Annotated in this window: 18 protein-coding genes; 9 read left to right on the forward strand and 9 right to left on the reverse strand. The window is 72.7% G+C overall.

Features of this window, described 5'->3' with window-relative positions; translation table 11 throughout:
• Positions 1 to 347: 347 nt before the first annotated feature.
• Positions 348 to 740 (reverse strand): Rv3235 family protein, encoded by a 393-nt coding sequence (locus ACV7NM_RS19875; RefSeq protein WP_463411521.1) that lies wholly within the window; start codon positions 738 to 740, stop codon positions 348 to 350.
• Between the two features lie 319 nt (positions 741 to 1,059).
• Between ACV7NM_RS19875 and ACV7NM_RS19880 the strand changes: the two genes are divergently transcribed.
• The 3 genes from ACV7NM_RS19880 to ACV7NM_RS19890 all read left to right on the forward strand — a co-directional run bounded on the left by ACV7NM_RS19880 (position 1,060) and on the right by ACV7NM_RS19890 (position 7,582).
• A complete protein-coding gene (locus ACV7NM_RS19880) occupies positions 1,060 to 1,560 on the forward strand; it encodes a DUF6912 family protein (RefSeq protein WP_463411522.1) in 501 nt (166 codons plus the stop codon).
• Complete coding sequence (locus ACV7NM_RS19885; RefSeq protein WP_463411523.1) at positions 1,557 to 2,234, forward strand: HAD family hydrolase; 678 nt, start codon at positions 1,557 to 1,559, stop codon at positions 2,232 to 2,234. The genes ACV7NM_RS19880 and ACV7NM_RS19885 overlap by 4 nt, the downstream gene beginning before the upstream one ends.
• Before the next feature lie 380 nt (positions 2,235 to 2,614).
• Complete coding sequence (locus ACV7NM_RS19890; protein ID WP_463411524.1) at positions 2,615 to 7,582, forward strand: NAD-glutamate dehydrogenase; 4,968 nt, start codon at positions 2,615 to 2,617, stop codon at positions 7,580 to 7,582.
• A gap of 127 nt (positions 7,583 to 7,709) precedes the next feature.
• On the opposite strand, the gene ACV7NM_RS19895 is transcribed toward ACV7NM_RS19890, so the two are convergent.
• Together ACV7NM_RS19895 and ACV7NM_RS19900 are read right to left on the reverse strand one after the other, a co-directional pair.
• Complete coding sequence (locus tag ACV7NM_RS19895) at positions 7,710 to 8,483, reverse strand: ABC transporter ATP-binding protein (RefSeq protein WP_463411525.1); 774 nt, start codon at positions 8,481 to 8,483, stop codon at positions 7,710 to 7,712.
• Positions 8,476 to 9,342 carry an ABC transporter permease gene (locus tag ACV7NM_RS19900; RefSeq protein ID WP_463411526.1) on the reverse strand — a complete coding sequence of 289 codons (867 nt, stop codon included), beginning with the start codon at positions 9,340 to 9,342 and terminating at the stop codon, positions 8,476 to 8,478. The genes ACV7NM_RS19895 and ACV7NM_RS19900 overlap by 8 nt, the downstream gene beginning before the upstream one ends.
• A gap of 189 nt (positions 9,343 to 9,531) precedes the next feature.
• Here ACV7NM_RS19900 and ACV7NM_RS19905 point away from each other — a divergent pair, with 189 nt between their 5' ends.
• Positions 9,532 to 10,182 (forward strand): TetR/AcrR family transcriptional regulator, encoded by a 651-nt coding sequence (locus ACV7NM_RS19905; protein ID WP_463411527.1) that lies wholly within the window; start codon positions 9,532 to 9,534, stop codon positions 10,180 to 10,182.
• A 39-nt stretch (positions 10,183 to 10,221) separates the two neighbouring features.
• Here the strand turns inward: ACV7NM_RS19905 and ACV7NM_RS19910 are convergent, their stop codons facing one another.
• From ACV7NM_RS19910 to ACV7NM_RS19925, 4 genes are all read right to left on the reverse strand, one after another.
• Positions 10,222 to 11,088 carry a carbohydrate ABC transporter permease gene (locus ACV7NM_RS19910; protein WP_463411528.1) on the reverse strand — a complete coding sequence of 289 codons (867 nt, stop codon included), beginning with the start codon at positions 11,086 to 11,088 and terminating at the stop codon, positions 10,222 to 10,224.
• Entirely contained in the window at positions 11,085 to 12,398 is a 1,314-nt protein-coding gene (locus ACV7NM_RS19915; RefSeq protein WP_463411529.1) for a carbohydrate ABC transporter permease, read from the reverse strand. Before ACV7NM_RS19915 ends, ACV7NM_RS19910 begins: the two co-directional genes overlap by 4 nt.
• A gap of 4 nt (positions 12,399 to 12,402) precedes the next feature.
• On the reverse strand, positions 12,403 to 13,803 hold the full coding sequence (locus ACV7NM_RS19920) for an ABC transporter substrate-binding protein (protein WP_463411530.1): 1,401 nt from the start codon (positions 13,801 to 13,803) through the stop codon (positions 12,403 to 12,405).
• 135 nt (positions 13,804 to 13,938) lie between these two features.
• The gene (locus ACV7NM_RS19925) at positions 13,939 to 17,760 is read right to left on the reverse strand and encodes an FHA domain-containing protein (RefSeq protein WP_463411531.1); all 3,822 of its coding nucleotides are present in this window, start codon (positions 17,758 to 17,760) and stop codon (positions 13,939 to 13,941) included.
• A gap of 445 nt (positions 17,761 to 18,205) precedes the next feature.
• On the opposite strand from ACV7NM_RS19925, the gene ACV7NM_RS19930 reads away from it, so the two are divergent.
• Together ACV7NM_RS19930 and ACV7NM_RS19935 are read left to right on the forward strand one after the other, a co-directional pair.
• Positions 18,206 to 19,942 (forward strand): serine/threonine-protein kinase, encoded by a 1,737-nt coding sequence (locus ACV7NM_RS19930; RefSeq protein WP_463411532.1) that lies wholly within the window; start codon positions 18,206 to 18,208, stop codon positions 19,940 to 19,942.
• A 167-nt stretch (positions 19,943 to 20,109) separates the two neighbouring features.
• A complete protein-coding gene (locus tag ACV7NM_RS19935; protein WP_463411533.1) occupies positions 20,110 to 21,366 on the forward strand; it encodes a serine/threonine-protein kinase in 1,257 nt (418 codons plus the stop codon).
• Between the two features lie 82 nt (positions 21,367 to 21,448).
• Here ACV7NM_RS19935 and ACV7NM_RS19940 read toward each other — a convergent pair whose 3' ends face one another.
• Positions 21,449 to 22,489, reverse strand: a complete 1,041-nt coding sequence (locus tag ACV7NM_RS19940; RefSeq protein WP_463411534.1) for an isopenicillin N synthase family dioxygenase — start codon at positions 22,487 to 22,489, stop codon at positions 21,449 to 21,451.
• 316 nt (positions 22,490 to 22,805) lie between these two features.
• Between ACV7NM_RS19940 and prfB the strand changes: the two genes are divergently transcribed.
• The gene (prfB, locus tag ACV7NM_RS19945) at positions 22,806 to 23,915 is read left to right on the forward strand and encodes a peptide chain release factor 2 (protein ID WP_463411535.1); all 1,110 of its coding nucleotides are present in this window, start codon (positions 22,806 to 22,808) and stop codon (positions 23,913 to 23,915) included.
• Between the two features lie 140 nt (positions 23,916 to 24,055).
• Here the strand turns inward: prfB and ACV7NM_RS19950 are convergent, their stop codons facing one another.
• The gene (locus ACV7NM_RS19950; protein ID WP_463411536.1) at positions 24,056 to 24,244 is read right to left on the reverse strand and encodes a hypothetical protein; all 189 of its coding nucleotides are present in this window, start codon (positions 24,242 to 24,244) and stop codon (positions 24,056 to 24,058) included.
• 222 nt (positions 24,245 to 24,466) lie between these two features.
• On the opposite strand from ACV7NM_RS19950, the gene ftsE reads away from it, so the two are divergent.
• Together ftsE and ftsX are read left to right on the forward strand one after the other, a co-directional pair.
• The gene (gene ftsE, locus ACV7NM_RS19955) at positions 24,467 to 25,156 is read left to right on the forward strand and encodes a cell division ATP-binding protein FtsE (protein WP_136214444.1); all 690 of its coding nucleotides are present in this window, start codon (positions 24,467 to 24,469) and stop codon (positions 25,154 to 25,156) included.
• A gap of 9 nt (positions 25,157 to 25,165) precedes the next feature.
• Positions 25,166 to 26,149 (forward strand): permease-like cell division protein FtsX, encoded by a 984-nt coding sequence (gene ftsX / locus ACV7NM_RS19960; protein WP_463411537.1) that lies wholly within the window; start codon positions 25,166 to 25,168, stop codon positions 26,147 to 26,149.
• The last annotated feature ends 50 nt before the right edge of the window (positions 26,150 to 26,199 follow it).

The following is a 26,199-nucleotide window of genomic DNA, read 5'->3' on the forward strand; positions in this document are numbered from 1 at the left end:
TGTTCGGCCCCGGCGGCGTTTGCGGGCGGTGCCGGGGCGGGGGTCCCGGCTGCGCCGGGGCTTTGCGGGGCTCTGCCCCGCGCCCCGCGCCTCAATCGCCGGCGGGGCTGGGTTTGGCTGCGGTGCGGGATTGGCGCGGCGCCGTGGGTGGCCCCGGCTGCGCCGGGGCTTTGCGGGGCTCTGCCCCGCGCCCCGCGCCTCAATCGCCGGCGGGGCTGGGTTGGCCCGCGCCTCAATCGCCGGCGGGGCTGGGTTGGCCCGCGCCTCAATCGCCGGCCGGGCTGGGTTTGGCCCGTGCGTCGATCGGCGTCGAGGCTGGGTTTGGCCCGCGCCTCGATCGGCCGCGATCAGACGCGGGGGCCGTGGATTTCGATCGCCGCGCAGCGCCAGCGGAGGTCGGGGCCCTGTTCGAGGCGGAAGGCCATCGCCGAGACGCGGTCACCCGTCGCGATGCGGGCGAAGGCCTCGATGACGCCCGGGCCCGGGTAGAAGCGGCCGCAGTGGCGCAGGACCGGGGTGAGGCGGTCGCGGAAGGGGTCCGCGGGGGCCAGGGTGACCAGCTGTTCGTACGCGGGGCCGACCGTGTGGCCCAGGAGCGAGTGGACCGGGCGGCGGCCGCTGAGAACGGCCAGGAGGCGTTCCGCGAACCAGTCGTGCGGGCCGCGCGGGCGGCGCCGGACGCCGGGGGCCCGCTCGTCGCGGCGGCCCGGCGGGCGGGTGGTGGTCCTGGTCCTGGTCATGGCGGTCGTCCCCGGGAAGGCCGGGCCCGGTCCCTGCGGATGCCGGGCGGTCACTAGGTACGGGGAAACTTGTACGGGTCGCTCGTAACGCTCCGCAATCGCGCGAGGGGCGGGTATTCGGCGGCTCCGGCGTTCACCTATCAGGGGGGACACCTGTGGCGGCGCGGGCGGCGAGGTCGGCGCGCGGAGGCGTCGGGTGGACGCGGCGCCGGCGGCGGATCGCGCCCGAAGGGCGACAGGAGTCGTCCCCCGGTCGGACGCGTAGGGCGACCGTCGCCGTATCCTGAGGGGGTTTTCCGACTAACGAAAGCGGCCGGCCATGCGCGTGTACGTCCCCCTGACCCTCTCCGGGCTCGCCGAGGTGTACAAGGCCGGCGAGCTGGGCCCCGCGCCGCTGCGCGCGTACGCGGTCACGCCCGGACTGCGGGAATGGTACGTCTCGGACGACATCGAGGAGTTGGAGTACGCCGCCCTCAGCCAGGCCGCCGAGGCCTCGCTGCGGTTGCTCGCCGCCGACCCGTCCGCCCCGCGCAAGCGCGTCGTCGTGGCGGTCGACGTCGACGACAAGGCGGCCACCGCCGTCCCCGGCGTGGACGAGGCCACCCTCGGGGAGGTCGGTCTGGCCGGCGCCGTTCGGTTGACGGTCGCCGCCGCGGTGCACGTCGACGCCGACGACGCGCTGGCCGACGTCGAGGCCGCCGCCGGCGCCGTGGAGGCCGCCGACCGGGGGGACGACGACGCCCGCTTCGTCGTGGACGGCGCCGAGGACCACGAGCTGCTGTGGTTCGGCGTGCAGGAGATCCCGGGGCTGCTCCCGTGAGCCGGGGTCCGCACGCGCACCCGCACCTGGTCTGGGATTGGAACGGGACCCTCCTCCACGACGTGGACGCCGTCCTGGCCGCCACGAACGCCTCCTTCGCCGAGTTCGGGTTCGACCCGATCACCCTGGATACGTACCGCGAGCTGTACGTCGTACCGGTCCCGAAGTTCTACGAGCGGCTGATGGGCCGCATGCCCACGGACGCCGAGTGGCTCGTCATGGACGAGACCTTCCACCGGCACTACTGGTCCGCGGCGGACGCCGTGGGGCTCGCCGTGGGCGCCCTGGAGCTGCTCCGTGACTGGGAGGGGGCCGGGGCCACGCAGTCCTTGCTGTCGCTGGCGCCGCACGAGAAGCTGGTTCCGCTGGTGCGCACCCTCGGCATAGAGCGGCACTTCCTCCGCGTCGACGGGCGCACCGGGCCCTCGCACACCACGAAGGCGGGCCACCTCGTACGCCATTTGGCCGCTTTGGAGTCGGACGGTGTGACCGCCGCCCGCTGCGTGCTGATCGGGGACGCCCTGGACGACGCTCTCGCCGCTGCCCACGTGGGCGCGCGGGCGGTCCTGTACACGGGTGGTTCGCACAGCCGCCGCAGTCTGGAATCGGCCGGTGTGCCCGTGGTCGACACGCTCGCCGAGGCCGTGACCATAGCGCGGGAAATGGCCGGATAACGCCTTGATCCGGTCGGCGGTCGGCGCTCTGCACGAACCCGACCGTCCGTCGCTGTCCACAGCGGCAAAAATCCACCCCCCGATTTGTACAGAAGCCGCTCGTGACGAGTCGGGGGTCAGGGGGGATAGCCTGGTACTCGTGATCAGCGCGATAACCATCGGGGGCATCGATGCCCCCGGCACTCGCCCGGCGCACGACCGTGCCCGGGCTTTCGCTGATCCCCGCTGCCGGGACGTGCCGCCGATCATGGCCGATTCCCTCCCGGTCGCCGCTCTCCACGACATAGCGTCGATCCCGAACGGACATCCCGCCTCGCGGCGCTACGTCATTCCTTCCTTCACCTACGTCACGCAATGGCGCGCGACAGGAGCCAGAGGACATGCAGACCAAGCTGGACGAAGCAAAGGCCGAGCTGCTCGCGCGGGCGGCACGGGTAGCTGAGAACAGCCCGGCCGGGGGGCTACTTCCGACTGGGTCCGAACAAGGGGAGCGTCCCGACCCGGGTACGACGCTCGCCTACCTCCAGCGCTATTACCTGCACACCGCCCCCGAGGACCTGCTGGACCGCGATCCGGTCGACGTGTTCGGCGCCGCGCTCTCCCACTACCGGCTGGCCGAGCAGCGCCCGCAGGGCAAGGCGAACGTGCGCGTGCACACGCCCACCGTCGAGGAGAACGGCTGGACCTCCAGCCACTCGGTCGTGGAGGTCGTCACCGACGACATGCCGTTCCTCGTGGACAGCGTCACCAACGAGCTGTCGCGCCAGGGCCGAGGCATCCACGTCGTGATCCACCCGCAGGTCGTCGTCCGTCGTGACCTGACCGGCAAGCTCATCGAGATCCTCGGCCCGGACTGCGACGCCCACGGCCCCCGCACCGCGCGCCCCCACGACTCCCTCGTCGAGTCCTGGATCCACGTCGAGATCGACCGCGAGACCGACCGCGCCGACCTCAAGCAGATCACCGCCGACCTCCAGCGCGTCCTGTCCGACGTGCGCGAGGCCGTCGAGGACTGGGAGAAGATGCGCGACGCGGCGCTGCGCATCGCGGACGAGCTGGCGGGCGAGCCGACCGCGCCCGACCTGCGCGAGTACGAGCTCGAAGAGGCCCGCGAGCTGCTGCGCTGGCTCGCCGACGACCACTTCACCTTCCTCGGCTTCCGCGAGTACAACCTGGTCGACGGCGACGCGCTGGCCGCCGTGCCCGGTACCGGCCTCGGCATCCTGCGCTCCGACCCGGTCCACCACGGCCAGGAGGACACGCACCCCGTCTCGCCGTCCTTCAACCGGCTGCCCGCCGACGCGCGCGCCAAGGCCCGCGAGCACCGGCTGCTGGTGCTGACCAAGGCCAACAGCCGCGCCACCGTGCACCGCCCCTCGTACCTGGACTACGTCGGCGTCAAGAAGTTCGACGCCGAGGGCAACGTCGTCGGCGAGCGCCGCTTCCTCGGACTGTTCTCCTCCGCCGCGTACACCGAGTCGGTGCGCCGCGTGCCCGTGATCCGCCGCAGGGTCGCCGAGGTCCTCGAAGGCGCCGGGTTCTCGCCCAACAGCCACGACGGCCGCGACCTGCTGCAGATCCTGGAGACCTACCCGCGCGACGAGCTGTTCCAGACCCCGGTCGACAAGCTCCGGGAGATCGTCACCTCGGTCCTGTACCTCCAGGAGCGCCGCCGACTGCGGCTGTACCTGCGTCAGGACGAGTACGGGCGCTACTACTCCGCGCTGGTCTACCTGCCGCGCGACCGGTACACCACCGGGGTCCGGCTGCGCCTGATCTCGATCCTCCAGGAGGAGCTGAACGGCACCAGCGTCGACTTCACCGCCTGGAACACCGAGTCGATCCTCTCGCGCATCCACTTCGTCGTCCGCGTCCCGCAGGGCACCGAGCTGCCCGCGCTGACCGACGCCGACGTCGAGCGCATCGAGGCCCGGTTGGTGGAGGCCGCCCGCTCCTGGGCCGACGGCTTCGGCGAGGCACTGATCGCCGAGACCGGCGAGGAGCGCGCCGCCGAGCTGCTGCGCCGCTACGGGAACTCCTTCCCCGAGGGCTACAAGGCCGACCACTCGCCGCGCGCCGCCGTGGCGGACCTGGTCCGCCTGGAGCGTCTGTCCGAGAGCGACCGGGAGTTCGACCTCTCCCTCTACGAGCCGGTCGGCGCGGGCCCCGGCGAGCGCCGCTTCAAGATCTACCGACAGGGCGAGCAGGTCTCCCTGTCCGCCGTGCTGCCGGTGCTCCAGCGCCTGGGCGTCGAGGTCACCGACGAGCGGCCGTACGAGCTGCGGTGCAGTGACCGTACCCACGCCTGGATCTACGACTTCGGCCTGCGGATGCCCCTGTCGTCGGGCAACGCCGACAGCCACCTCGGCGACGACGCCCGCGAGCGCTTCCAGGAAGCCTTCGCGGCGGTCTGGCAGGGGCAGGCGGAGAACGACAACTTCAACACCCTGGTGCTGAGCGCCGGGCTCACCTGGCGGCAGGCCGTGGTGCTGCGCGCGTACGCCAAGTACCTGCGCCAGGCCGGTTCCACGTTCAGCCAGGACTACATGGAGGACACCCTCCGCAACAACGTCCACACCACCCGGCTGCTGGTCTCGCTCTTCGAGGCGCGGATGTCCCCGGCCCGGCAGACCGCCGGCACCGAGCTCGTCGACGCGATGCTGGAGGAGCTGGACGGGGCCCTGGACCAGGTCGCCTCGCTGGACGAGGACCGCATCCTGCGCTCCTTCCTGACCCTCATCAAGGCGACGCTGCGCACCAACTTCTTCCAGATGAACGACGCGGGCGAGCCGCACGCGTACGTGTCGATGAAGTTCGACCCGCAGGCCATCCCGGACCTGCCGGCGCCCCGCCCGGCCTTCGAGATCTGGGTCTACTCGCCGCGCGTCGAGGGTGTCCACCTGCGGTTCGGCAAGGTCGCCCGAGGCGGCCTGCGCTGGTCCGACCGGCGTGAGGACTTCCGCACGGAGGTTCTCGGCCTGGTCAAGGCGCAGATGGTCAAGAACACCGTGATCGTGCCGGTCGGCGCGAAGGGCGGCTTCGTCGCGAAGAACCTGCCGGACCCGTCGGTGGACCGCGACGCCTGGCTCGCCGAGGGCATCGCCTCGTACAAGATCTTCATCTCGGCGCTGCTCGACATCACCGACAACATGGTCGCCGGCGAGGTCGTGCCGCCGAAGGGCGTGGTCCGTCACGACGAGGACGACACCTACCTCGTCGTCGCCGCCGACAAGGGCACCGCGACCTTCTCCGACATCGCCAACGGTGTCGCGCAGGCCTACGGCTTCTGGCTCGGCGACGCGTTCGCCTCGGGCGGCAGCGCGGGCTACGACCACAAGGGCATGGGCATCACCGCCCGCGGCGCCTGGGAGTCCGTGAAGCGGCACTTCCGGGAGCTGGGTCACGACACGCAGACCGAGGACTTCACGGTCGTCGGCGTCGGCGACATGTCGGGTGACGTCTTCGGCAACGGCATGCTGCTCTCCGAGCACATCCGCCTGGTCGCGGCCTTCGACCACCGGCACATCTTCATCGACCCGAACCCGGACGCGGCGACCTCCTACGCCGAACGCCGGCGCCTGTTCGACCTGCCGCGTTCCTCGTGGGCCGACTACGACACCGCGCTGCTCTCGGCGGGCGGCGGCGTCCACCCGCGTACGGCGAAGTCCATCCCGGTCAACGCGCACGTCCGCGAGGCCCTCGGGATCGAGGCCGGCGTCACCAAGATGACCCCGGCGGACCTGATGAAGGCCATCCTGCATGCCCCGGTGGACCTGCTGTGGAACGGCGGCATCGGTACGTACGTCAAGGCGACGGCCGAGACGCACGCCGACGTCGGCGACAAGGCCAACGACGCGATCCGCGTCAACGGCGCCGACGTGCGCGCCCGGGTCATCGGCGAGGGCGGCAACCTGGGTCTGACCCAGCTCGGGCGCATCGAGTTCGCCCGCGTCGGGGCGGGCGGCGAGGGCGGCAAGGTCAACACCGACGCCATCGACAACAGCGCCGGCGTGGACACCTCCGACCACGAGGTGAACATCAAGATCCTGCTCAACTCGGTGGTCGCCGACGGCGACATGACCGTCAAGCAGCGCAACGCGCTGCTCGCCGAGATGACCGACGAGGTCGGCGGCCTGGTGCTGCGCAACAACTACGCGCAGAACGTCGCGCTGGCCAACGGCGCGGCGCAGGCCCCCAGCCTGCTCCACGCCCAGCAGCGCTTCATGCGCCGCCTGGGCCGGGACGGGCTGCTGGACCGCGCGCTGGAGTTCCTGCCCAACGACCGGCAGATCCGCGAACTGCTGAACAACGGCAAGGGCCTGACCCAGCCGGAACTGGCCGTCCTGTTCGCCTACACCAAGATCACGGTGGCGGACGAGCTGATCCACACGGTGCTGCCCGACGACCCGTACCTGCGCCGCCTGCTGCACGAGTACTTCCCGGCCCCGCTGCGCGAGAAGTTCGGCGAGCAGATCGACGCGCACGCGCTGCGCCGGGAGATCATCACCACCCTCCTGGTCAACGACACCGTCAACACCGGTGGTTCGACGTTCCTGCACCGCCTGCGCGAGGAGACCGGGGCCGCCACGGAGGAGATCGTCCGGGCGCAGCTCGCGGCCCGTGAGATCTTCGGCCTGGCCGAGGTCTGGGACGCGGTGGAGGCGCTGGACAACAAGGTCGCGGCCAGTGTCCAGACCCGGGTACGGCTGCACTCGCGGCGGCTCGTCGAGCGCGGCACCCGCTGGCTGCTCAACAACCGGCCGCAGCCGCTGGCGATCACGGAGACCATCGAGCTCTTCGGCGAGCGGGTGGGCCACGTCTGGGCGGAACTGCCCAAGCTGGTGCGCGGCGCGGACCTGGAGTGGTACCAGTCGATCATGGACGAGCTGACCGGCGAGGGCGTGCCGCAGGAGCTGGCGGCCAAGGTGGCCGGCTTCTCGTCCGCGTTCCCGACGCTGGACGTCGTCGCGATCGCCGACCGCACCGGAGTCGACCCGCTGGACGTCGCCGAGGTCTACTACGACCTCGCCGACCGCCTGGACATCACCCAGCTGATGGACCGGATCATCGAGCTGCCGCGCGCCGACCGCTGGCAGTCCATGGCCCGTGCCTCCATCCGCGAGGACCTGTTCGCGGCGCACGCGGCGCTGACCGCCGACGTGCTGGCGGCCGGCAACGGCGACGCGACTCCCGAGGAGCGCTTCAAGGCGTGGGAGGAGCGGAACGCGGCGATCATCGGCCGGGCTCGGACGACCCTGGACGAGATCCGCGGGTCGGACGACTTCGACCTGGCGAACCTGTCCGTGGCGATGCGGACGATGCGGTCGCTGCTGCGCTCGCACGCGTGAGCGCGACGCCCCGCGTGAGCGGATAGAAACGGCGGCCCCGGGACGAAAGTCCCGGGGCCGCCGTTCTCATCGGGTGCGTCGCGGCCCGCGCGTACGCCGACGCCCTGCCCGGCGCCCGGGCGGCGTCTCAGCCGGACCGGGTGAAGGCCTCGTAGGCGTCGCAGACCTCCTGCGCGGGGCCGTCCATGCGCAGCACCCCCGACTCCAGCCAGATCGCCCGGTCGCAGGTCTCGCGGACGGTGCCGATGGAGTGGCTGACGAGGAAGACGGTGCCGGCGCTCTGGCGCAGCTCCCCGATGCGGTCCTGGCTGCGGCGCTGGAAGGCGGCGTCGCCGGTGGCCAGGGCCTCGTCGATCATCAGGACGTCGTGGTCCTTGGCCGCGGCGATGGAGAAGCGCAGCCGGGCGCCCATGCCGGACGAGTAGGTGCGCATGGGCAGGGAGATGAAGTCGCCCTTCTCGTTGATGCCGGAGAAGTCGACGATGTCCTGGTAGCGCTCGTGGATCTGTTGCTTGGACATGCCCATCGCGAGGCCGCCGAGTATGACGTTGCGTTCGCCCGTCAGGTCGTTCATCAGGGCGGCGTTCACCCCGAGCAGGGACGGCTGGCCGTGGGAGTAGACGCGGCCGCGGGCCACGGGCTGGAGCCCGGCGATGGCCGCGAGCAGGGTGGACTTGCCCGAGCCGTTGGAGCCGATGAGGCCGATGGCCTCACCCTTGTACGCGGTGAAGCTGACGCCCTTGACGGCGTGCACCTCGCGGACGCCGGGGGCGGGCTTGCGGGAGATGATCCGGCTCAGGGCGGCGGTCGCGCCGCCTTTGCGGGTGCCGGTGCCGTACACCTTGTAGATGACGTGAACCTCGTCCGCGATGACGGTGGGGATGGCGTTCTTGTCAGCCACGTCCGTACTCCTCTTCCGCCTTCCAGAAGAAGACGAAGCCGCCGAGGCCCGCGATCAGGGCCCAGCCGACGGCGATCGGCCACACATGGTGCGGGAGCGACCCCGCCTTGAAGCTGTCGATGAGCGCGAAGCGCATCAGGTCGATGTAGACGGCCGCCGGGTTGAGCTGGAGGGCCGTGGTCACCCAGTGGGGCAGGTGGTCCGACTTGAGCGTCTGCTCGATGGACCACATCACGCCCGAGGAGTACATCCAGGTGCGCAGGATGAACGGCATCAGCTGGCTGACGTCCGGGTTCTTGCTGCCGATCCGTGCCATGGCCAGGGCGCAGCCGGCGCAGAAGACGGCGCACAGCAGCAGGGCCGGCGCCGCGAGGAGCCAGGACGGGCCGGGTGTCTGGCCGAGCGCGAGCAGCAGGATGACCAGGGCGCCCACGGTGACCAGCAGCTGCTGGAAGAGTTGGATGACCGTGGACAGGGGCAGGGCCGCGCGGGGGAAGTGCAGGGCGCGGACCAGGCCCAGGTTGCTGTGGACGGCGCGGGTGCCCGCGTTGATGGAGCTTCCGATGAAGTCCCACACGAACACGCCGGTGATCAGGAAGGGGATGTAGTCCGCCACCTGGTGCCCGGCGTTCATGATCACGCCGAAGATGAAGTAGTAGACGGCCGCGTTGAGCAGCGGGGTCGCCAGGTGCCAGACCTGGCCGAGGCGGGCCGTGCTGTACGTGGCGTGCATGCGGGCTGTGGCGTACGCCGTCACGAAGTGGCGACGCTCCCACAGTTGCGCGACGTAGCGGGGGAGGGAGGGGCGGGCGCCACTGAGGGTCAGGCCGTGGGCGGCGGCCAGCTCTGCCGGTGTCATCGGTACCACTGCCGGCGGCGGCGGTGCGGTCACGGGGGGCACGGTCACGGTCACGGGGTCGCTTTCGACGGGGAGACACGTCGGACGTCCGACGGAACGGTTACGTATCGTCGTGACGCCGAGAGTAGGTGCCATCACGTCGAGACGCAACCGTGTCGTCGCGACGGGGTGGTGGCGGCCTGCGCCGTTATGCTCTGTTCCATGACCTCCGAGCCCGCCGCGCATGTCTCCGAGCCCGCCGCCCCGACCCGCCGCGCCCCCGCAGGGGCCGCCGTCCTGCGCGAAGACGTGACCCGGGCGATCCGGGCGGCGGTCCTGGAGGAACTGGCGACGGTCGGCTTCGCCCGGATGTCGATCGAGGGCATCGCGCGGCGCGCGGGCGTCGGCAAGACGGCCGTCTACCGGCGCTGGAAGTCCAAGCTCCACCTCGTGCTGGACCTGGTCGGCGCCTTCGCGACCGACGGGCTCCCGGTGCCCGCGACGGGCTCGCTCTACGGGGACGTACGGGCCCTGCTGGAGGTCATGTCCCACGTGCTGCGCCACCCCGTGGCGTCGGCGGTGATCCCCGACCTGCTGGTGGAGGCGGCGCGCCAGCCCGAGATCGCCGACGCGGTGCGCGGCGCGCTGCTGGCGGGCGAGCGGGGCATGGCGGAGGGGATCGTCTCCGAGGCCGTCGCCCGCGGCGAGCTGGTGGCGGCCACGGACCCGGGCCGGGCGCTGGACCTGGCCATCGGCCCCTTGTACTGGCGTCAGGTCGTGGTCCGCGACGAGGTACCCGCGTCGTACCTCGACGAGCTGGCGCGCTCGGTGGTCGCGGGCCTCAAGGCCGCCGCCGGATAAGGCGCCACTGCGCCGCCCGGTCACCGCCCCGACGACGGGTCATTTGATCGCCCCGGCCGTCACCCCCGACACGAACTGCCGCTGGAAGGCGAAGAAGACGACCAGCGGCACCACCATCGACAAGAACGCGCCCGGCGCCAGCACGTCGATGTTGTTGCCGAACTGCCGCACCTGCTGCTGGAGGGCCACCGTGACCGGCGGATGCGTCGAGTCCGCGAACACGAGCGCCACCAGCATGTCGTTCCACACCCACAGGAACTGGAAGATGGCGAGCGAGGCGATGGCCGGACCGCCCAGCGGCAGCACCACCCGTGCGAACAGTCGCAGTTCGCCCGCGCCGTCCAGCCGCGCCGCCTCCAGCAGCTCGCGCGGGATCTCCGCGAAGAAGTTGCGCAACAGGAACACCGCGAACGGCAGCCCGAAGGCGGTGTGGAAGAGCACGACCCCGGCCGTCGTCTCGAACAGCCCGATCGCGCCGAACAGTTGCGACACCGGGATCAGCGCCACCTGAACGGGGACCACCAGCAGCCCGACGACGATCAGGAACAGCCAGTCCCGGCCGGGGAACTCCAGCCAGGCGAACGCGTACCCCGCGAGCGCGCCCAGCGTGACCACGAGCAAGGTCGCCGGAACGGTGATCGCGACCGTGCTCAGCAGCGACCCGGTGATCGTCTCGTTGGACAGCAGGTGCGCGTAGTTCTCGGCCGTCAGCCGTGAGGGCGCGCTCAGCGCCTGCCACCAGCCGCCCTGGTTCAGGTCCGTGGGCGAGAGGAACGAGGAGATCAGCAGTCCCAGCGTGGGCAGCAGCCAGAACAGGCCCGCGAGGACCAGGAAGACACGCAGTGCCCCGCCGGCCACCCTGGCGACCGTGCCCTGCGGGGACCAGGACCACGGTGCGGCGCTCATCGGCGGGCCTCCCGGCGCATCCGGCGGATGTTGTACAGCATGACGGGCAACACCAGGACCAGCAGCAGCACGGCGATCGCGCTGCCCAACCCCTGATCGGCGTCCGTGCCGAAGGACGTGCGGTACAGCTGGAGCGCGAGCACGTTCGCGTCGTCCTGCACCGCGCCCGGCGCGATCACGAACACCAGGTCGAAGATCTTCATCACGTTGATGACGAGGGTGACGAGGACGACCGCCAGGACGGGCGCCAGCAGCGGCACGGTGATCCGGCGGAACACCTGCCACTCGTTCGCCCCGTCCACCCGCGCCGCCTCCAGCAGCTCCCGCGGTACCGAGGCCAGTCCCGCCCCGATCAGCACCATGGCGAACCCGGCCCACATCCACACGTACGCCCCGATCACCGCCGGGGTGACCAGCGTCGGACCGAGCCACTCCACGCCCGAGTACGCCTCGCGGAAGTTCGACGCGGGCAGCCGCAGCCGCGCCCCGTCGGCCTTCGCGGACAGCGTGAAGGTGCCGTCGGAGCGGGCGGTGGTCCGCTCGACCACGCGGCCGTCCTTGACCGCCTCGATCCGCATCCCCGAGAGCGCAGACTCCGTGGGGTCGACGGTGTTCGTCCGGCCGCCGCCGCCCCGGGTGAAGTCCTGCCAGACCGTCCCGGTGACCTTGCCGGACTCGGCGGCGGGCGCCTTGGCGGTACGGGTCCCCTTCGGCAGGGCGTCGGGGGCCACGCCGACCAGCGGCACCGGTACGACGGTGCCCGCCCGTACCGGGTCACGGGTCTCGAACGCGCCCCCCGCGACCTCCTCCAGCGGCGAGTCCCGACCCGGGCGGGCCTTCGGGAAGGCCGAGGATTCGGCGAAGGTGTCGTGCACCCCCACCCATACGGCGTTGGCGACACCGCGATGGGGGTCCTGGTCGTAGACGAGCCGGAAGATGATGCCCGCCGCCAGCATCGAGATCGCCATCGGCATGAACACCAGCAGCTTGAACGCCGTCCCCCAGCGCACCCGTTCGGTGAGCACCGCGAAGATCAGCCCGAGCGCGGTGGCGGTCGTCGGGGCCAGCACCACCCACAGCGCCGTGTTCTTCAGCGCCGTTCGGATCGTGGCGTCCCGCATTATCTCCGTGTAGTTGGCGCCGCCCACGAAGGTGTCGCCCGAGCGGTCGAAGAAGCTGCGGTACAGCGAGTAGCCGATGGGGTGCACGACGAGCGCACCCAGCAGGACCAGGGCGGGGAGGAGGAACGCCGCCGCTATGAGACGGCGGCGCCTGACCTCCCCCGCCCGTGAGACGTGGGGGGCGGGCACCGGGTCAGTTCCCGAACGCCTTGGCCGCGTCCGCCTCCAGCTTCGCCTGCGCGCCCGCCACGTCCGACGGGTTCGCCAGGAAGTCCTGGAGGTCCTTCCACTCACCGGCGCCCGGCGTCCCGCCGAAAGCCGCCGGAGCCTGGTCCGACATGTCGAAGCGGAAGTCGTCGCCCGCCGCGATCAGCGCCTTCGCGATGCCCCGCTGGATGTCGTTCGGGTACGCCGCCAAATCCACCGACTTGTTCGGCGAGATGAAACCGCCCTCGCGGGCCTGGATCTCCGCCGCGTCCGGGGAGGCCAGGAAGGTCAGCAGCGCCTGCGCGCCCTTGGACGGCTTCAGCGCGACCGCCACGTCACCGCCCGAGACGACCGGCGCCTTGCCGGCGCCGACCGCCGGGAACGGGAAGACGAGGGCGTCCTTGCCGACCTTCGCCTCCGTCTGAGCGATGTTCACCGCCACGAAGTCACCCTCGAAGACCATCGCGGCGGCCGGTCGGTCGCCACCGGTGAAGGTCTGCGTCACCGACTTCGGGAACTCGGTCGCCAGGGCGCCGCTCTGCCCGCCCGCCAGGTAGTCCTTGCGGCCGAACAACTCGGCGAGCGTCGTCAGCGCCTGCTTGACGCTGTCGTCCGTCCACTTGATCTCGTGCTTGGCGAGCTTGTCGTACTTCTCCGGCCCGGCCTGGGACAGGTAGACGTTCTCGAACCAGTCCGTCAGGGTCCAGCCGTCCGCGCCGGCCACCGAGACCGCGGGGGTGCCCGACGCGGAGAGCGTGTCCGCCGCCGCGATCAGGTCCTTCCAGGTCTTCGGCGGCTGCACGCCCGCCGCTTCGAAGGCCTTCGCGTTGTACCAGACCAGCGACTTGTTGGCCGCCTTGTAGTACACGCCGTACTGGGTGCCGTCGACCGCGCCCAGCGTCTTCCAGCCCTGCGAGTAGTTCTTCTCCAGCTGGTCCTTGGCCTCCGGGCCCACCGGCTGCGCCCACTTGTTCCGCACCGCCGAGACCAGCGCCCCGACCTGCGGGAGCAGCGCCACGTCCGGCGGCTGTCCGCCCGCGATCTTCGTACCGAGGAAGGTGACGATCGGGTCCTGGGCGGGGACGAAGGTGACGGTGGCGCCGGTGCGCTTCTCGAACTCCTTGAGGACCTTCGTGAAGTTGGCCTGCTCCGGGCCCGTCCAGACCGCAGCGACCTCCAGCTTCTCGCCGGACAGCTGCGGTAGCGCCACGCGCGGGCTCGCGGACGGCCCGGAGCCCGCCGGGGGGTCCGCCTTGTCGCCGCCGCCGCACGCGGTGAGCGCGAGCGCGCCCGTCGCCAGCAGGGCCGCCCAGGCGTGTGCCCTCGTACGGGTCTCCTGGCGCCCTCCGCGGGCTTCCTTGTGGCCGGTTCCGTGCTCCCTGCGCATGCGTGTGCCCCCGATGCCGGTGTGCTCGTGGTGTGTTCCGTGCCACAAGGTCTACGCCGAGCGGCGCACCCCCGCAATACCGCCTCACGGCCTCGCGGGGCTCCGACGGGGTGTTCCGGGCGGGGCGCGGTGGGCTCAGGGGGCCGCCGGGAACAGGACGGGTATCGCGGAGACCAGGTGCGAGGCCCGGTCCAGGGCACTGGCCAGCAGCGCCAGGTCCGTCGGGCCGTTGCCCAGCTCGCGGACCGGCCGACGGGCCGGTGGATCACCCATCCGTTCCCACTCCACCGGAACCACGGTCGGCCTCGACGTGGCGGTCCGGGGAATCCGTCCGGTGACGCGGCCGCCCTGGAAGGGGATCGTCCGGCCGTCGCCGTAGTGGAGCAGACCCCGGCCGGGTCCCGGCTGGTCGGGGGCGTCGAGTTCGACCCGCAGGGTGGCCAGGCGCGCCGGTTCGGTGCCGGCGGTACGGTCCGGGCGGGCGCTGGTGGCCACCAGGTGCACCCCGAGCCGGGCGCCCTCCCGGGCCAGACCCTCCAGGATGCGGACCACCGAACCGGCCGCCGGCCGGCCCGGACTGCCGAGGCCGGGCGCCACCAGCGCGTCGAAGTCGTCCACGAGGACCACCAGGCGCGGCAGCGGGCCGGGCCCTGCGGCCGCCCCGGTACGGGGGGCGGAGGCGCGCAGCCGCAGGGTCCCGGTCCGCTGGGATTCCTCGCCGCCGATCGTGCCCGAGGCCCGGTCCGCGCCCTGGCTCTCCTGCGGGACGGGCCGGCGGGGCGACACCATCCGGTCCGAGACCTCGCGCCGGGCGTGCCACTCGGCGAAGGTGACGCCGTCCAGCAGCTCGTGACGACGCTTGAGCTCGGCACCCAACGCCTGGGCGAACTCCCGCATGCGCAGCGGGTCGGAGGCGACGAGGTGCGCCGACACGTGCGGCAGCTCGGTGCAGGGCAGCAGCCCCTCGCCGCGCTCGCCGCCGGCCCCGTCGATCAGCAGGAGACCGAGCCGGTCGGGTCGGGCCGCGGCGCACAGGGAGGCGGCCACGGAACGCAGCAGCTCGGTACGGCCGCTCCCCGGCGGCCCTTCGATGAGCAGGTGCGGTCCGTCGTGGACCAGCTCCACGCCGACGGGGCCGCGCCGGCCGGCTCCGAGCACCACCTCGGCGAGACCGCCGACGGTCTGCCCCTGCCCGGTGGCGGTCGCCCAGCGGGCCATCAGGGAGGCCGGGGTGGCCCGGGCCAGGCCGAGCTCGTCGAGCAGGCGGGACGTCTGCGGCAGGTTGGCGGCGGCCGGACGGTAGCCGCCCGAGACGGCCGCCTCGGCGCGCAGGGGGGCCAGGGCGCGGGCGAACCGCTCCGCCCAGGCGGCGGAGACGGCGTCCGCTACGGCCGTCTCGCCGGGGCGGACGGGCATGCCGCCGCTGACCGGGAAGCTCCGCACCGCGGTGGCGACCTCGCCGCTGAGCACGGCGACCGCCCCGCAGGCCCGGAAGGCGGGGGCGCTCGCGCCGGCGGCCTCGTACGTGTCGGCGAGGGGGCTCGCGGGGGTGGCGGCCGGGGCCTCGGCGAGCACCAGGAGGTGGATGCCGGAGGCGGGCCCGTGCGAGGCGAGCCGCGCGGTGACCTCGCGGAGGGCGCCGGTGCCGGGGTCGCCGTCGAGGACGACGAGGGTGTACGGGCCCTCGTACGCGGACGCGGCCCGGCGGATGGCGTCGGGCCCGGCGGTGGCCCAGCCGGTGCCGAGGGGGCTGTCGTCGAGGCGCCGGGTCAGCTCGCCGGTGCGGGCGGCGGCCTGCTCCCGGTCGTGGGCGAGCAGGAGGCGGCAGTGCTGGCCGTGGGCCGGACGGACGTGCGGGAGCCAGCCGAGCCAGTTCCAGTCCGTGGCCGGGTCCATCGCGAGAAGCACGATCTCCAACTGCGCGGGGGAGTGGAGGGCGGCGAGCTGGGCGATCACTGAGCGGGCCACGCCGGTGAGACGGGGACGCGGCCCGGCGATGCCGAGCGCGCCGACCTCGCGCAGGTCGACGCGACTGCCGGCGCCGAGCCCGACGTCGAGGGCGCCGGGCGGGCGGGACCAGAGTCGGCCGGTGGGCCCGAGGGCGGCGAGCAGCAGCGCGGCGGGGTCGTCGGCGGCGGGCGGTGCGACGGGTGGCGCCTCGGCCTCGACTGCGGGCTCGGTGATGTCCTCCCCGCGCACCCACTTGCGCGCCCAGGCCCCGATGCCCCGCCGCCGGCCGCCACCGGCGGGAACGGCGGAGCCGGGGGGTGCGGGCCACACCGCTGCGGGAGCCCCCACCCGGGGCGCCCCCCCTGCGACGGGCGCCGGGTGCGACCGGCCGTCGCCCCCCTCCGGGCCGGCGACCCGGGAGCCGTGCGCGGGGGTGGAGTGCGGTGCGCCGGGGCGCCCCCCTCCGGTGCGGGGCCCGTCGGGGGCGGGGTAGGCGGGTGCGTCGCCCGGGCCGTGTGCGGGGGTCGCCGTTCCGGCGCGGGGGGCCTGGTGGCGCGGGTCGCCGCCGGGGCGGGCCGCGGGCCCGTCGGGGGCGGGGGCCGGCCAGGTGGTTGCGGGGGTGCCCGGTCCGGCAGGGGTGTGGGCGTGCCTCGCCGTGTGGTCGGGGTAGCCGGTCCCCGTGTCCTGGCCGGCGACGGGCCATGCCGTGCCGTGGGTTCCGGGGTGGCTTCCGGCGGCGGGGGGCTGTGCGCCGGGGGCCGGGTGGCCGTGGGCGCTGCCGCCCTGGGTGCGCCCGGCGCGCGGGCCCTCGGGCGCGGGGCCGGGCCGGGTTCCGCCGGGGCGGGTGTCGGGGGTCCCGGTGTCCTGGCCTGCGGCGGGCCACGCGGTGGCGGGGGCGCCGGGGTGGGCGCCGGCGTCCCGGGCGCGCGCGCCGTGCCGGGTTCCGGTGGCGGGGCGGAGCCCCGGGACGGGGTCGGGGGCGGAGCCCCCGGTTCGGGAAGGGGCGGGGTGGGGGACCGGCCCCTGCGGGCCACCCGGGCCCGCGCTCCCAGACGCCCCCGAGCGGTGGCCGTACGCGTCGGCGCCGAAGTCGTCATGGCGGCCGGCCGCCCCCGCGCCCGGGACCCCCTGACCGCCCGGAGCCGACCGGGCCCCGCCCGATCCGCCCGCACCGCCGCTGTGGCCGGCCGCGGCCGGGCCGTCGTGTCGGCCGGTTCCCCCGCCCGCGTCCCCGCCGGCCGCCCGGGCGCCGTAGCGCCCCGCGCCGTCGGACGCCCCCGCTGCGGGGTCGTCGTAGCCCGCCGCCCCGAGGCCGGCGCCCGCGCCCGCCGTACGCCCGCCGTCGCGGGCCCCCGGCAGGGCCAAGTGCCCCTCCATGTCCGGCGTCAGCGGCAGGATGGACTCCGTGTCCCCCGCGGCCAGCCGGAGGGTCGATTCGCCTACGCGCAGCAACGCGCCGGGCGCCAGGGACACCGCCCGCGCCCCCACCGGCACCCCGTCCAGCGTCGTGCCGTTCGTCGAGCCGAGGTCCGCCACCGTCACGCGCCCGTCCGGCAGCACCGTCACCGTGCAGTGCAGCCGCGACACGTCCGGGTCGTCCAGCGGTACGTCCGCCTCCGAGGACCGCCCGATCCGGACCGCTCCCGGGTGCAGCAAATGCACCCCGCCCGCGTCCGGTCCGGCCACCACCCGCAGCTGTGGGGCGTCCAGGCCCTCCTCGGGCAGGCTCGGCACGACGTCCGCTACCGGCACGTGCAGCGCGAGCACGGCCCCGTCCACCAGCGGCGGTTCGCCCAGCATCCGGCGCTGGGGGTCCAGCCGCTCGGCGCCCGCGTACAGCACCACCGTGCCGCCCGTGTCGGGTCCGCCCACGGTCGCCGCGAGCGCCGAGGCCACCGCGGCCAGCGCGGTACCGGCGGGCGCGGTGACGAGCACGTCACAGCCGGCGGGCGCGGTCGCGGTCTGGTGGCCGCTGCGCGACCCGAGGACGGTCAGCCGGATCTGCATCGCCGTCAGCGGTCCCTTCTGCGCGGAGCGCAGTGCACGGTGCGCGCGCCCGGGAAAGGGAACGGTCGGGCGAGACCGCCCGATCACCCCCCGCCCGGCACGGACGCGTCGTCCGGTCAGGTCTGCCGGAAGGCAGGGCTCCCGTCCCGGCCGTTCCGTACGGGTGCATCCTCGCACCTGTCACGGACAACACGCCCGGACCCCGGCAATAAATGATCTTGATTGATCATCGCCCCGCGCGCCCGTCGCGCACATATGGTCAACGGCCTGCCGAAAATCGCCTCCGGCATACCCCGCAAACCTCACCCTTCGCACATATGTGCGGCAACCAACCTCCGCCGCCCGGCGTCTTCTCTCCGGACACCCCCTAGAGTGGGCCGGAAAACACAGCTCGGAATCATCCGAAACCAGACGACAGAAACACGACAGCAGGGGAGCGCGAGACGTGCGGCCAGTGGGCAGCAAGTACCTGCTTGAGGAGCCCCTCGGGCGCGGCGCCACGGGTACCGTCTGGCGTGCCCGCCAGCGGGAGGCGGCCGGTGCGGAGGCGGCCGTCGCCGGACAGCCCGGCGAGACGGTGGCCATCAAGGTCCTCAAGGAGGAGCTGGCCCAGGACCCGGACATCGTCATGCGCTTCCTGCGCGAGCGCTCCGTCCTGCTGCGCCTGACGCACCCCAACATCGTCCGCACGCGCGACCTCGTCGTCGAGGGCGATCTGCTGGCCCTCGTCATGGACCTGATCGACGGTCCCGACCTGCACAGGTACATCCGCGAGAACGGCCCCTTCAGCCCCGTCGCCGCGAGCCTGCTGACCGCCCAGATCGCGGACGCGCTCGCCGCCAGTCACGCCGACGGCGTCGTGCACCGCGACCTGAAGCCCGCCAACGTCCTCCTCGACGAGCGCCACGGCCAGATGAAGCCGATGCTCACCGACTTCGGCATCGCCCGCCTCGCCGACTCCCCGGGGCTGACGCGCACGCACGAGTTCGTCGGCACTCCCGCCTACGTCGCGCCCGAGTCCGCCGAGGGCCGCCCGCAGACCTCCGCCGTCGACATCTACGGCGCCGGCATCCTGCTCTACGAACTGGTCACCGGACGCCCGCCGTTCGCCGGCGGCACCGCGCTCGAAGTGCTCCACCGCCACCTCAGCGAGGACCCGCAGCGCCCGCCGAACGTGCCCGAGGCGCTCTGGATCGTCATCGAGCGCTGCCTGCGCAAGGAGCCGGACGAGCGCCCCAGCGCCGAGAGCCTGGCGCGCGGCCTGCGCGTGGTCGCCTCCGGCATCGGCGTGCACTCCTCGCCCGCCGAGGTGGAGGCCGCGCTCGGCGTCGGCGCGCTGCTCGCGCCCGACCCCTCGCCCGCGCCGGTACCGGCGGCGCCCGGGTCCTCGGACGCGACCCAGGTACTGCCCGCCGGGGCGTCCTCCCCGACGGGCGCCTACGACCCCAACGCCATGACCAGCGTGATGCCGCCCGTCGGCGGGGCCGACGCGACGACCGTGCTGCCGAACACGGGGGCGCCGGCCGCGGACGCGACGTCCGTCATGCCGCCGGTGGAACGGCCGGACCAGCCGCACCCGTGGCAGTCGCAGATGCGGGCGGCCCGGGACCGCAACGAGCAGACGCAGATGCACTACCTCAGCCCCGACGAGGACCCCCTGCGCCGCCGTCCGCAGCGGCAGGCACCCCCGCCGCCCCAGCAGCCCCCGTACCGGCAGCAGCCGCCGCAGCAGCAGCAGTACCAACAGCCGCAGCAGTACCAGCAGCAGCAGTACGCGCCGCAACCTCCGCCGCAGCCCCAGTACCGCCAGCCGCAGCCGCAGCCGCAGCCGCAGCCGCAGCCGCCGCAGCCCCAGTACCGCCAGCCGCCGCAGCAGCAGCCGTACCAGCCGCCGGTCCGGCCCCAGGCCCCGCCGCCGCAGCAGCCGGCCCCCCGGGAGCCGCGCGAGCCGCGCCGCCGCAGCGCCAACCCGGTCCGCATCCCCGGGCTCGGCTGCCTCAAGGGCTGCCTGGTGATGATCCTGCTCTTCTTCGTGGCGGGCTGGCTGGTGTGGGAGCTGACCCCGCTCCAGGAGTGGATCGGCACCGGCAAGGGCTGGTGGGACCAGCTGTGGACCTGGGGCCAGGACGCCGCCGACTGGGTCTCCACCCTCGGCGACTCCACCGGGAGCGGAGGCTCCTGAGGCACCGTCACGACGGGCTTGGCACTCAGTTCGTGGATTTGTCGACTTCTGGGACGCGTTTTCGCCCGCAGAAGTGAAGGTCGCCGCGAATCGGACCCCCTACTGGCCTAAAACCCGCACCCGGCCGCGTAGCTTTGGTGCGTACGCCAGCCGCTGAGGGAGCAGTCGTGGCACGGAAGATCGGCAGCCGGTACACCGCGCACCAGATCCTGGGGCGCGGCAGCGCGGGCACGGTGTGGCTGGGCGAGGGGCCGGACGGGCCCGTCGCCGTCAAACTGCTGCGCGAGGACCTCGCGTCCGACCAGGAGCTGGTCGGACGCTTCGTCCAGGAGCGCAGCGCGCTGCTCGGCCTGGACCACCCGCACGTCGTCTCCGTCCGCGACCTCGTCGTGGACGGCAACGACCTCGCCCTCGTCATGGACCTCGTGCGCGGTACGGACCTGCGCACGCGCCTCGACCGGGAGCGCAGGCTGGCCCCCGAGGCGGCCGTGGCCATCGTCGCGGACGTCGCCGACGCGTTGGCCGCCGCCCACGCGGCGGGCGTCGTGCACCGCGACGTGAAGCCCGAGAACGTCCTGCTGGACATGCAGGGGCCGCTCGGCCCGGGCGGCGCCCACCCCGCGCTGTTGACCGACTTCGGTGTCGCCAAGCTGATCGACTCGCCGCGGCGGACCGTGGCGGGCCGGGCGTCGGCGCCCAGCACCCGGATCATCGGCACGCCGGACTACTTGGCCCCGGAGATCGTGGAGGGGCTGCCCCCACGGGCGGCCGTCGACATATACGCCCTGGCCACGGTGCTCTACGAGCTGCTGGCCGGGTTCACCCCGTTCGGGGGCGGCCACCCCGGCGCGGTACTGCGCAGGCACGTCACCGAGACCGTGGTCCCGCTGCCCGGTATCCCGGACGAGCTGTGGCAGCTGATGGTGCAGTGCCTGGCCAAGGCACCGGCGTCCCGGCTGCGCGCCTCCGAGCTGTCGACCCGGCTGCGGGACCTGTTGCCGCTGCTGACCGGGATGCCGCCACTGGACGTGGACGAGCCGGACGACGCGGAGCAGGAGGCCGCGCCGGCCGAGGAGAGCGTCCCCGCCGAGCTGACGCGGCGGCGGGGCGTGGTGCCGCTCGTCCCCGGCTCGGCCACCGACTCCAACCGGGACACGCACACCTCGATGCGGGTACCCGGACCGGACGAGCTGGCCGGCGGCGCGCTGGGCACGGCCCGGGTGCCCCGCCCGGCCGGCGGCCACCGACCGGGCTCGGCGCGGCACCGGGCCGAGGCGGTGCGCAAGCGCCGGCTGATGCTGTCGGTGTCGGCGGTGACGCTGGCCGCGGCCGTCGGTGTCGGCACCTGGCTCGCGGTGTCGGGCGACTCCGACGGCGCCCCGCCCCCGAGGGACGCCAAGCACTCCGCCCCGGCCCAGCCCTAGCGGGCCCCGCGCCGCCTTGCCCGGGGCCCGGCCCGACCCTGGCGGGCCCGGACCGGCCCGGTTCCGGCCGCCCGCTCGGGCGCTACGCCCGGACCAGCTCCGGGTGCCAGCGGCGTGCCACCTCGGGGTGGGCGCGGACCCAACCCTTGAGCTCGTTGCGGCCGTACTCCGCGTGCAGCGGGTTCGACGCGTCGTGGGCCACACCCGGCGCCGCCCGCAGGTAGTCGCCCGGCACCGTCTCCACCACCGCGTCCAGCCGCGGGTTGTAGAAGAACGGCACCGAGAACCGCTCCACCGCCCCCGGCGGGCTCACCACCCGGTGGTCGGTGGCCGTCAAGTAGCCCTCCGTCGCGATCTCCAGCAGCTCGCCCAGGTTGACGACGAACGCCCCCGGCCGCGGCGGGATGTCGACGTAGCCGCCGTCCCGCACCACCTGGAGCCCGCCCACCGAGTCCTGGAGCAGCAGCGTCAGGAAGCCGTAGTCCTTGTGCGCGCCGACGCCCTGGTCCGTGCCCGACGGTGCCGATCCCGGGTAGCGGATCAGCTTCGTGTGTAGGTGGGGCCGGTCGGCGAAGGCCGCGTCGAAGAAGTCCGGCGGGGCGCCGATCGAGGCCAGCAGCTCCCGGAGCAGCCGGTGGGCGACCGAGGCGAGTCGCGCCTGCCAGTCCAGCACCACCTCGCGCAGCTCCGGCAGCGCCTTCGGCCACTGGTTGGGCCCCTCCAGCCACAGGTACGCCGGGTCGTCCGGGCCCGGCTCCGTCGCGGGCCGCTCCGCGCCGACGTCCAGTTGGTCCCGCCAGTCCGAGGCCCCGCCCGTCAGCTCGTGCCCGATCCGGGTGTAACCGCGGAAGTGGGGCGAGTTCAGGTTGCTGACCGCCAGCCGGTCCGCCTCGGGGAGGTCGAAGAAGGCCCTGGTCAGCTCAAGGATGCGGGCGGTTTCGGCCTCGCTGATCCCGTGTCCGGTCAGATAGAGGAACCCGGTGTCGCGGGCGGCGGCGTGCAGCCGCTTGAGGAAGTCGGCCCGCTCGGCGGGATCGTCCGCCCGGGACAGGTCGATGACCGCGAGCGAGGGGACGGCGGAGGCGAGCGGAGAGGAGGAGGGAGAAAGGTGCGCGGACGGCATGACGGCTCCGTTTCGGATGTCACGGGGTCCTGTTCCCCGGAGGTGGCGGGGCAGCGGGTGGGGAAGGCCGTCGGCAAGGGTGGCGCCGGGAGGCCGCGTAGCCGCGTACAGGACCGAAGTCGGATCGGGTTTGATCAGGCTTGTGCGAGGTCCGGCGGCAGACAGCTCGTGGTGGTGGCACGCATGTGATCCACATGGCGACGCTTCACGAGTAGAACGGTCATACGGTGAGCGTACGCCCGTACCCACCGTGATCTGTAAGGGCCGATCCGGCCTGGCCGGAGAGTGCCACCGGAGGACCGGCTACGCTGGACCCGTGGCAGTCGTCGATGTTTCCGAAGAGCTGAAGTCCCTCTCCTCGACCATGGGGTCGATCGAGGCCGTCCTGGACCTCGACAAGCTGAGGGCAGATATCGCCGTGCTCGAGGAGCAGGCAGCCGCGCCGTCCCTGTGGGACGACCCGGAGGCCGCCCAGAAGATCACGAGCAAGCTTTCGCACCTCCAGGCCGAGGTGCGCAAGACCGAGACGCTGCGCGGGCGCATCGACGACCTCGCCGTGCTCTTCGAGCTCGCGCAGGAGATGGACGACGCGGACACCCTCGCGGAGGCGGAGGCCGAGCTGGTCTCCGTGCGCAAGGCCCTGGACGAGATGGAGGTCCGGACCCTGCTCTCCGGCGAGTACGCCGAGCGCGAGGCCCTGGTCAACATCCGCGCCGAGGCCGGAGGCGTCGACGCCTCCGACTTCGCCGAGCGCCTCCAGCGCATGTACCTGCGCTGGGCCGAGCGGCACGGCTACCAGACCGAGGTCTACGAGACCTCGTACGCGGAAGAGGCCGGCATCAAGTCGACCACCTTCGTGGTCAAGGCCCCGTACGCCTACGGCACCCTCTCCGTCGAGCAGGGCACCCACCGCCTCGTGCGGATCTCGCCCTTCGACAACCAGGGCCGCCGCCAGACCTCCTTCGCGGGTGTCGAGGTGCTGCCCGTCGTCGAGTCCAGCGACCACGTCGAGATCGACGAGGGCGAGCTGCGCATCGACGTGTACCGCGCCTCCGGCCCCGGCGGCCAGGGCGTCAACACGACCGACTCGGCGGTGCGCATCACGCACCTGCCGACCGGCATCGTGGTCTCCTGCCAGAACGAGCGTTCGCAGATCCAGAACAAGGCCAGCGCGATGAACGTGCTCCAGGCCAAGCTGCTGGAACGGCGCCGCCAGGAGGAGCAGGCCAGGATGGACGCCCTCAAGGACGGCGGCAGCTCCTGGGGCAACCAGATGCGGTCCTACGTCCTGCACCCGTACCAGATGGTCAAGGACCTGCGGACGGAGTTCGAGGTCGGCAACCCGCAGGCGGTCCTCGACGGCGAGATCGACGGCTTCCTTGAGGCCGGCATCCGCTGGCGCAAGCAGCAGGAGCAGACGGCGTAACCCCACCCGGATGTGGGAAGGGCCCGGACACCCTCAGGTGTCCGGGCCCTTGCCTTTCGCATGGGACGCGTCGGAGAAACCGCGCCGGGGAACCGCGCCGGACACGCCTCGCGGTCCGGCTGAGCGCGGCCCACGGCTGTCTACGCGGCCTTGGCCACCACCGCGAGGGCCGCGACCAGCACCACCATCAGCGCGATGAGCGCCATCGGGTTCAGGCCTGCGAAGGGGCTCTCCTGCTGGAGGCGCTCCCGATTCGCCCGGCACACAGGGCAGCGGCCCTGGCTCACGGGTGCGGCGCAGTTCGCGCACACGAGCCGGTCATATGTCATGCGCTCCTCCTCTCGTCCCCTGGTACAACGGCGTGGGGAACGAGTCCGTTCCCCCTACCACTGTGCCGGCTTCGGCGACATTCGGCGCGGCCCGTCCGGGCAATCACCGTCCGGTCCTCCGGGACCCCGGGACATATCGGGCAACTGCGGATGCCGGGCCCACACCCCGCGCCCGTTCGCGTATGGTCACGCACACCTACTCCCGGCGACCGTGGTGCACCCGTGATCCGATTCGACAACGTCTCCAAGTCCTACCCGAAGCAGAGCCGCCCCGCACTCAGAGATGTCTCGCTGGAGATCGCGAAGGGCGAGTTCGTCTTCCTCGTCGGCTCCTCCGGCTCCGGCAAGTCCACCTTCCTGCGGCTGGTCCTGCGCGAGGAGCGGGCCAGCCACGGGCAGGTCCACGTCCTGGGCAAGGACCTCGCCAAGCTCTCCAACTGGAAGGTCCCGCACATGCGGCGCCAGCTGGGGACCGTCTTCCAGGACTTCCGGCTGCTGCCCAACAAGACGGTTGCGGAGAACGTCGCCTTCGCGCAGGAGGTCATCGGCAAGCCGCGCGGCGAGATCCGCAAGGCCGTCCCGCAGGTCCTGGAGCTGGTGGGCCTGGGCGGCAAGGAGGGCCGGATGCCCGGTGAGCTCTCCGGCGGTGAGCAGCAGCGCGTCGCCATCGCGCGCGCCTTCGTCAACCGCCCCGCCCTGCTGATCGCGGACGAGCCGACCGGCAACCTCGACCCGCAGACCTCCGTAGGCATCATGAAGCTGCTCGACCGCATCAACCGGACCGGTACCACGGTGATCATGGCGACGCACGACCAGCAGATCGTGGACCAGATGCGCAAGCGCGTCATCGAACTCGAACAGGGCCGTCTCGTGCGCGACCAGTCGCGCGGCGTCTACGGCTACCAGCACTGAAAGGACGCCATGCGCGCCCAGTTCGTCATGTCGGAGATCGGCGTCGGTCTCCGTCGCAATCTCACCATGACCTTCGCGGTCATCATCTCCGTGGCCCTGTCGCTGGCCCTGTTCGGTGGCTCCCTGCTCATGCGCGACCAGGTCAGCGCGATGAAGGGGTACTGGTACGACAAGGTCAACGTCACCGTCTACCTGTGCAACAAGAGCGACGCGCAGGACGCCGCCGAAGCCGCCGAAGCCGCCAAGAACGACGCCGCGGGATCCGGGGGCGGTGGGGGCGGCGCCGGCAAGGCCTGCGCCAAGGGGGCGGTGACCCCCGAGCAGAAGCAACAGATCGAGGCCGACCTCAAGAAGCTGGACCTCGTGCAGAAGGTCACGTACGAGTCCTCCGACGAGGCGTACAAGCACTACAAGGAGCGGTACGGCCAGACCGCGCTGGCCTCGGTCGTCACCCCCGACCAGATGCCGGACTCCTTCCGGGTCAAGCTCAAGAACCCGGAGAAGTACCAGGTCATCACGTCCATGTTCGCCGGCCGCGACGGCGTGCAGTCGGTGGCCGACCAGAGCTCCGAGGTCGACAACCTGTTCAGCCTCCTCGGCACGCTCAACTGGGCGGCCCTCGGCATCATGATGATCATGTTGATCGTGGCGCTGCTGCTGATCGTCAACACGGTGCGCGTCTCGGCGTTCAGCCGTCGGCGGGAGACCGGCATCATGCGGCTCGTCGGGGCGTCCGGCTTCTACATCCAGGTCCCCTTCATCATGGAGGCGGCCGTCGCCGGCCTGATCGGCGCGGGCCTCGCCTGCGTGATGCTGGGCACCGGGCAGTACTTCGTGATCGACCACGGGGTGGACCTGCGGCACAAGCTGGAACTGATCAACTTCATCGGCTGGGACTCCGTCCTCACCAAGCTGCCGCTGGTGCTGGTCGTCGGCCTGCTCATGCCGTCCCTGGCGGCCTTCGTCGCGCTGCGCAAGTACCTCAAGGTGTGACCGGCCCCCGAGAGGTGTGACGAGAACCCCGTGTGAGCTGCGCCCAACCT

The sequence above is a fragment of the Streptomyces sp. Tek67B01 genome (assembly GCF_055231995.1).

Excerpts from the sequence above, each read along its gene's own strand:
- ACV7NM_RS19925 (WP_463411531.1), bottom strand. The coding sequence starts at position 17,760 with ATGCAGATCCGGCTGACCGTCCTCGGGTCGCGCAGCGGCCACCAGACC.
- ACV7NM_RS19875 (WP_463411521.1), bottom strand. The coding sequence starts at position 740 with ATGACCAGGACCAGGACCACCACCCGCCCGCCGGGCCGCCGCGACGAG.
- ACV7NM_RS19940 (WP_463411534.1), bottom strand. The coding sequence starts at position 22,489 with ATGCCGTCCGCGCACCTTTCTCCCTCCTCCTCTCCGCTCGCCTCCGCC.
- ACV7NM_RS19900 (WP_463411526.1), bottom strand. The coding sequence starts at position 9,342 with ATGACACCGGCAGAGCTGGCCGCCGCCCACGGCCTGACCCTCAGTGGC.
- ACV7NM_RS19950 (WP_463411536.1), bottom strand. The coding sequence starts at position 24,244 with ATGACATATGACCGGCTCGTGTGCGCGAACTGCGCCGCACCCGTGAGC.
- ACV7NM_RS19890 (WP_463411524.1), top strand. The coding sequence starts at position 2,615 with ATGCAGACCAAGCTGGACGAAGCAAAGGCCGAGCTGCTCGCGCGGGCG.
- ACV7NM_RS19910 (WP_463411528.1), bottom strand. The coding sequence starts at position 11,088 with ATGAGCGCCGCACCGTGGTCCTGGTCCCCGCAGGGCACGGTCGCCAGG.
- ACV7NM_RS19880 (WP_463411522.1), top strand. The coding sequence starts at position 1,060 with ATGCGCGTGTACGTCCCCCTGACCCTCTCCGGGCTCGCCGAGGTGTAC.
- ACV7NM_RS19920 (WP_463411530.1), bottom strand. The coding sequence starts at position 13,803 with ATGCGCAGGGAGCACGGAACCGGCCACAAGGAAGCCCGCGGAGGGCGC.
- ftsX (WP_463411537.1), top strand. The coding sequence starts at position 25,166 with ATGCGCGCCCAGTTCGTCATGTCGGAGATCGGCGTCGGTCTCCGTCGC.
- ACV7NM_RS19905 (WP_463411527.1), top strand. The coding sequence starts at position 9,532 with ATGCTCTGTTCCATGACCTCCGAGCCCGCCGCGCATGTCTCCGAGCCC.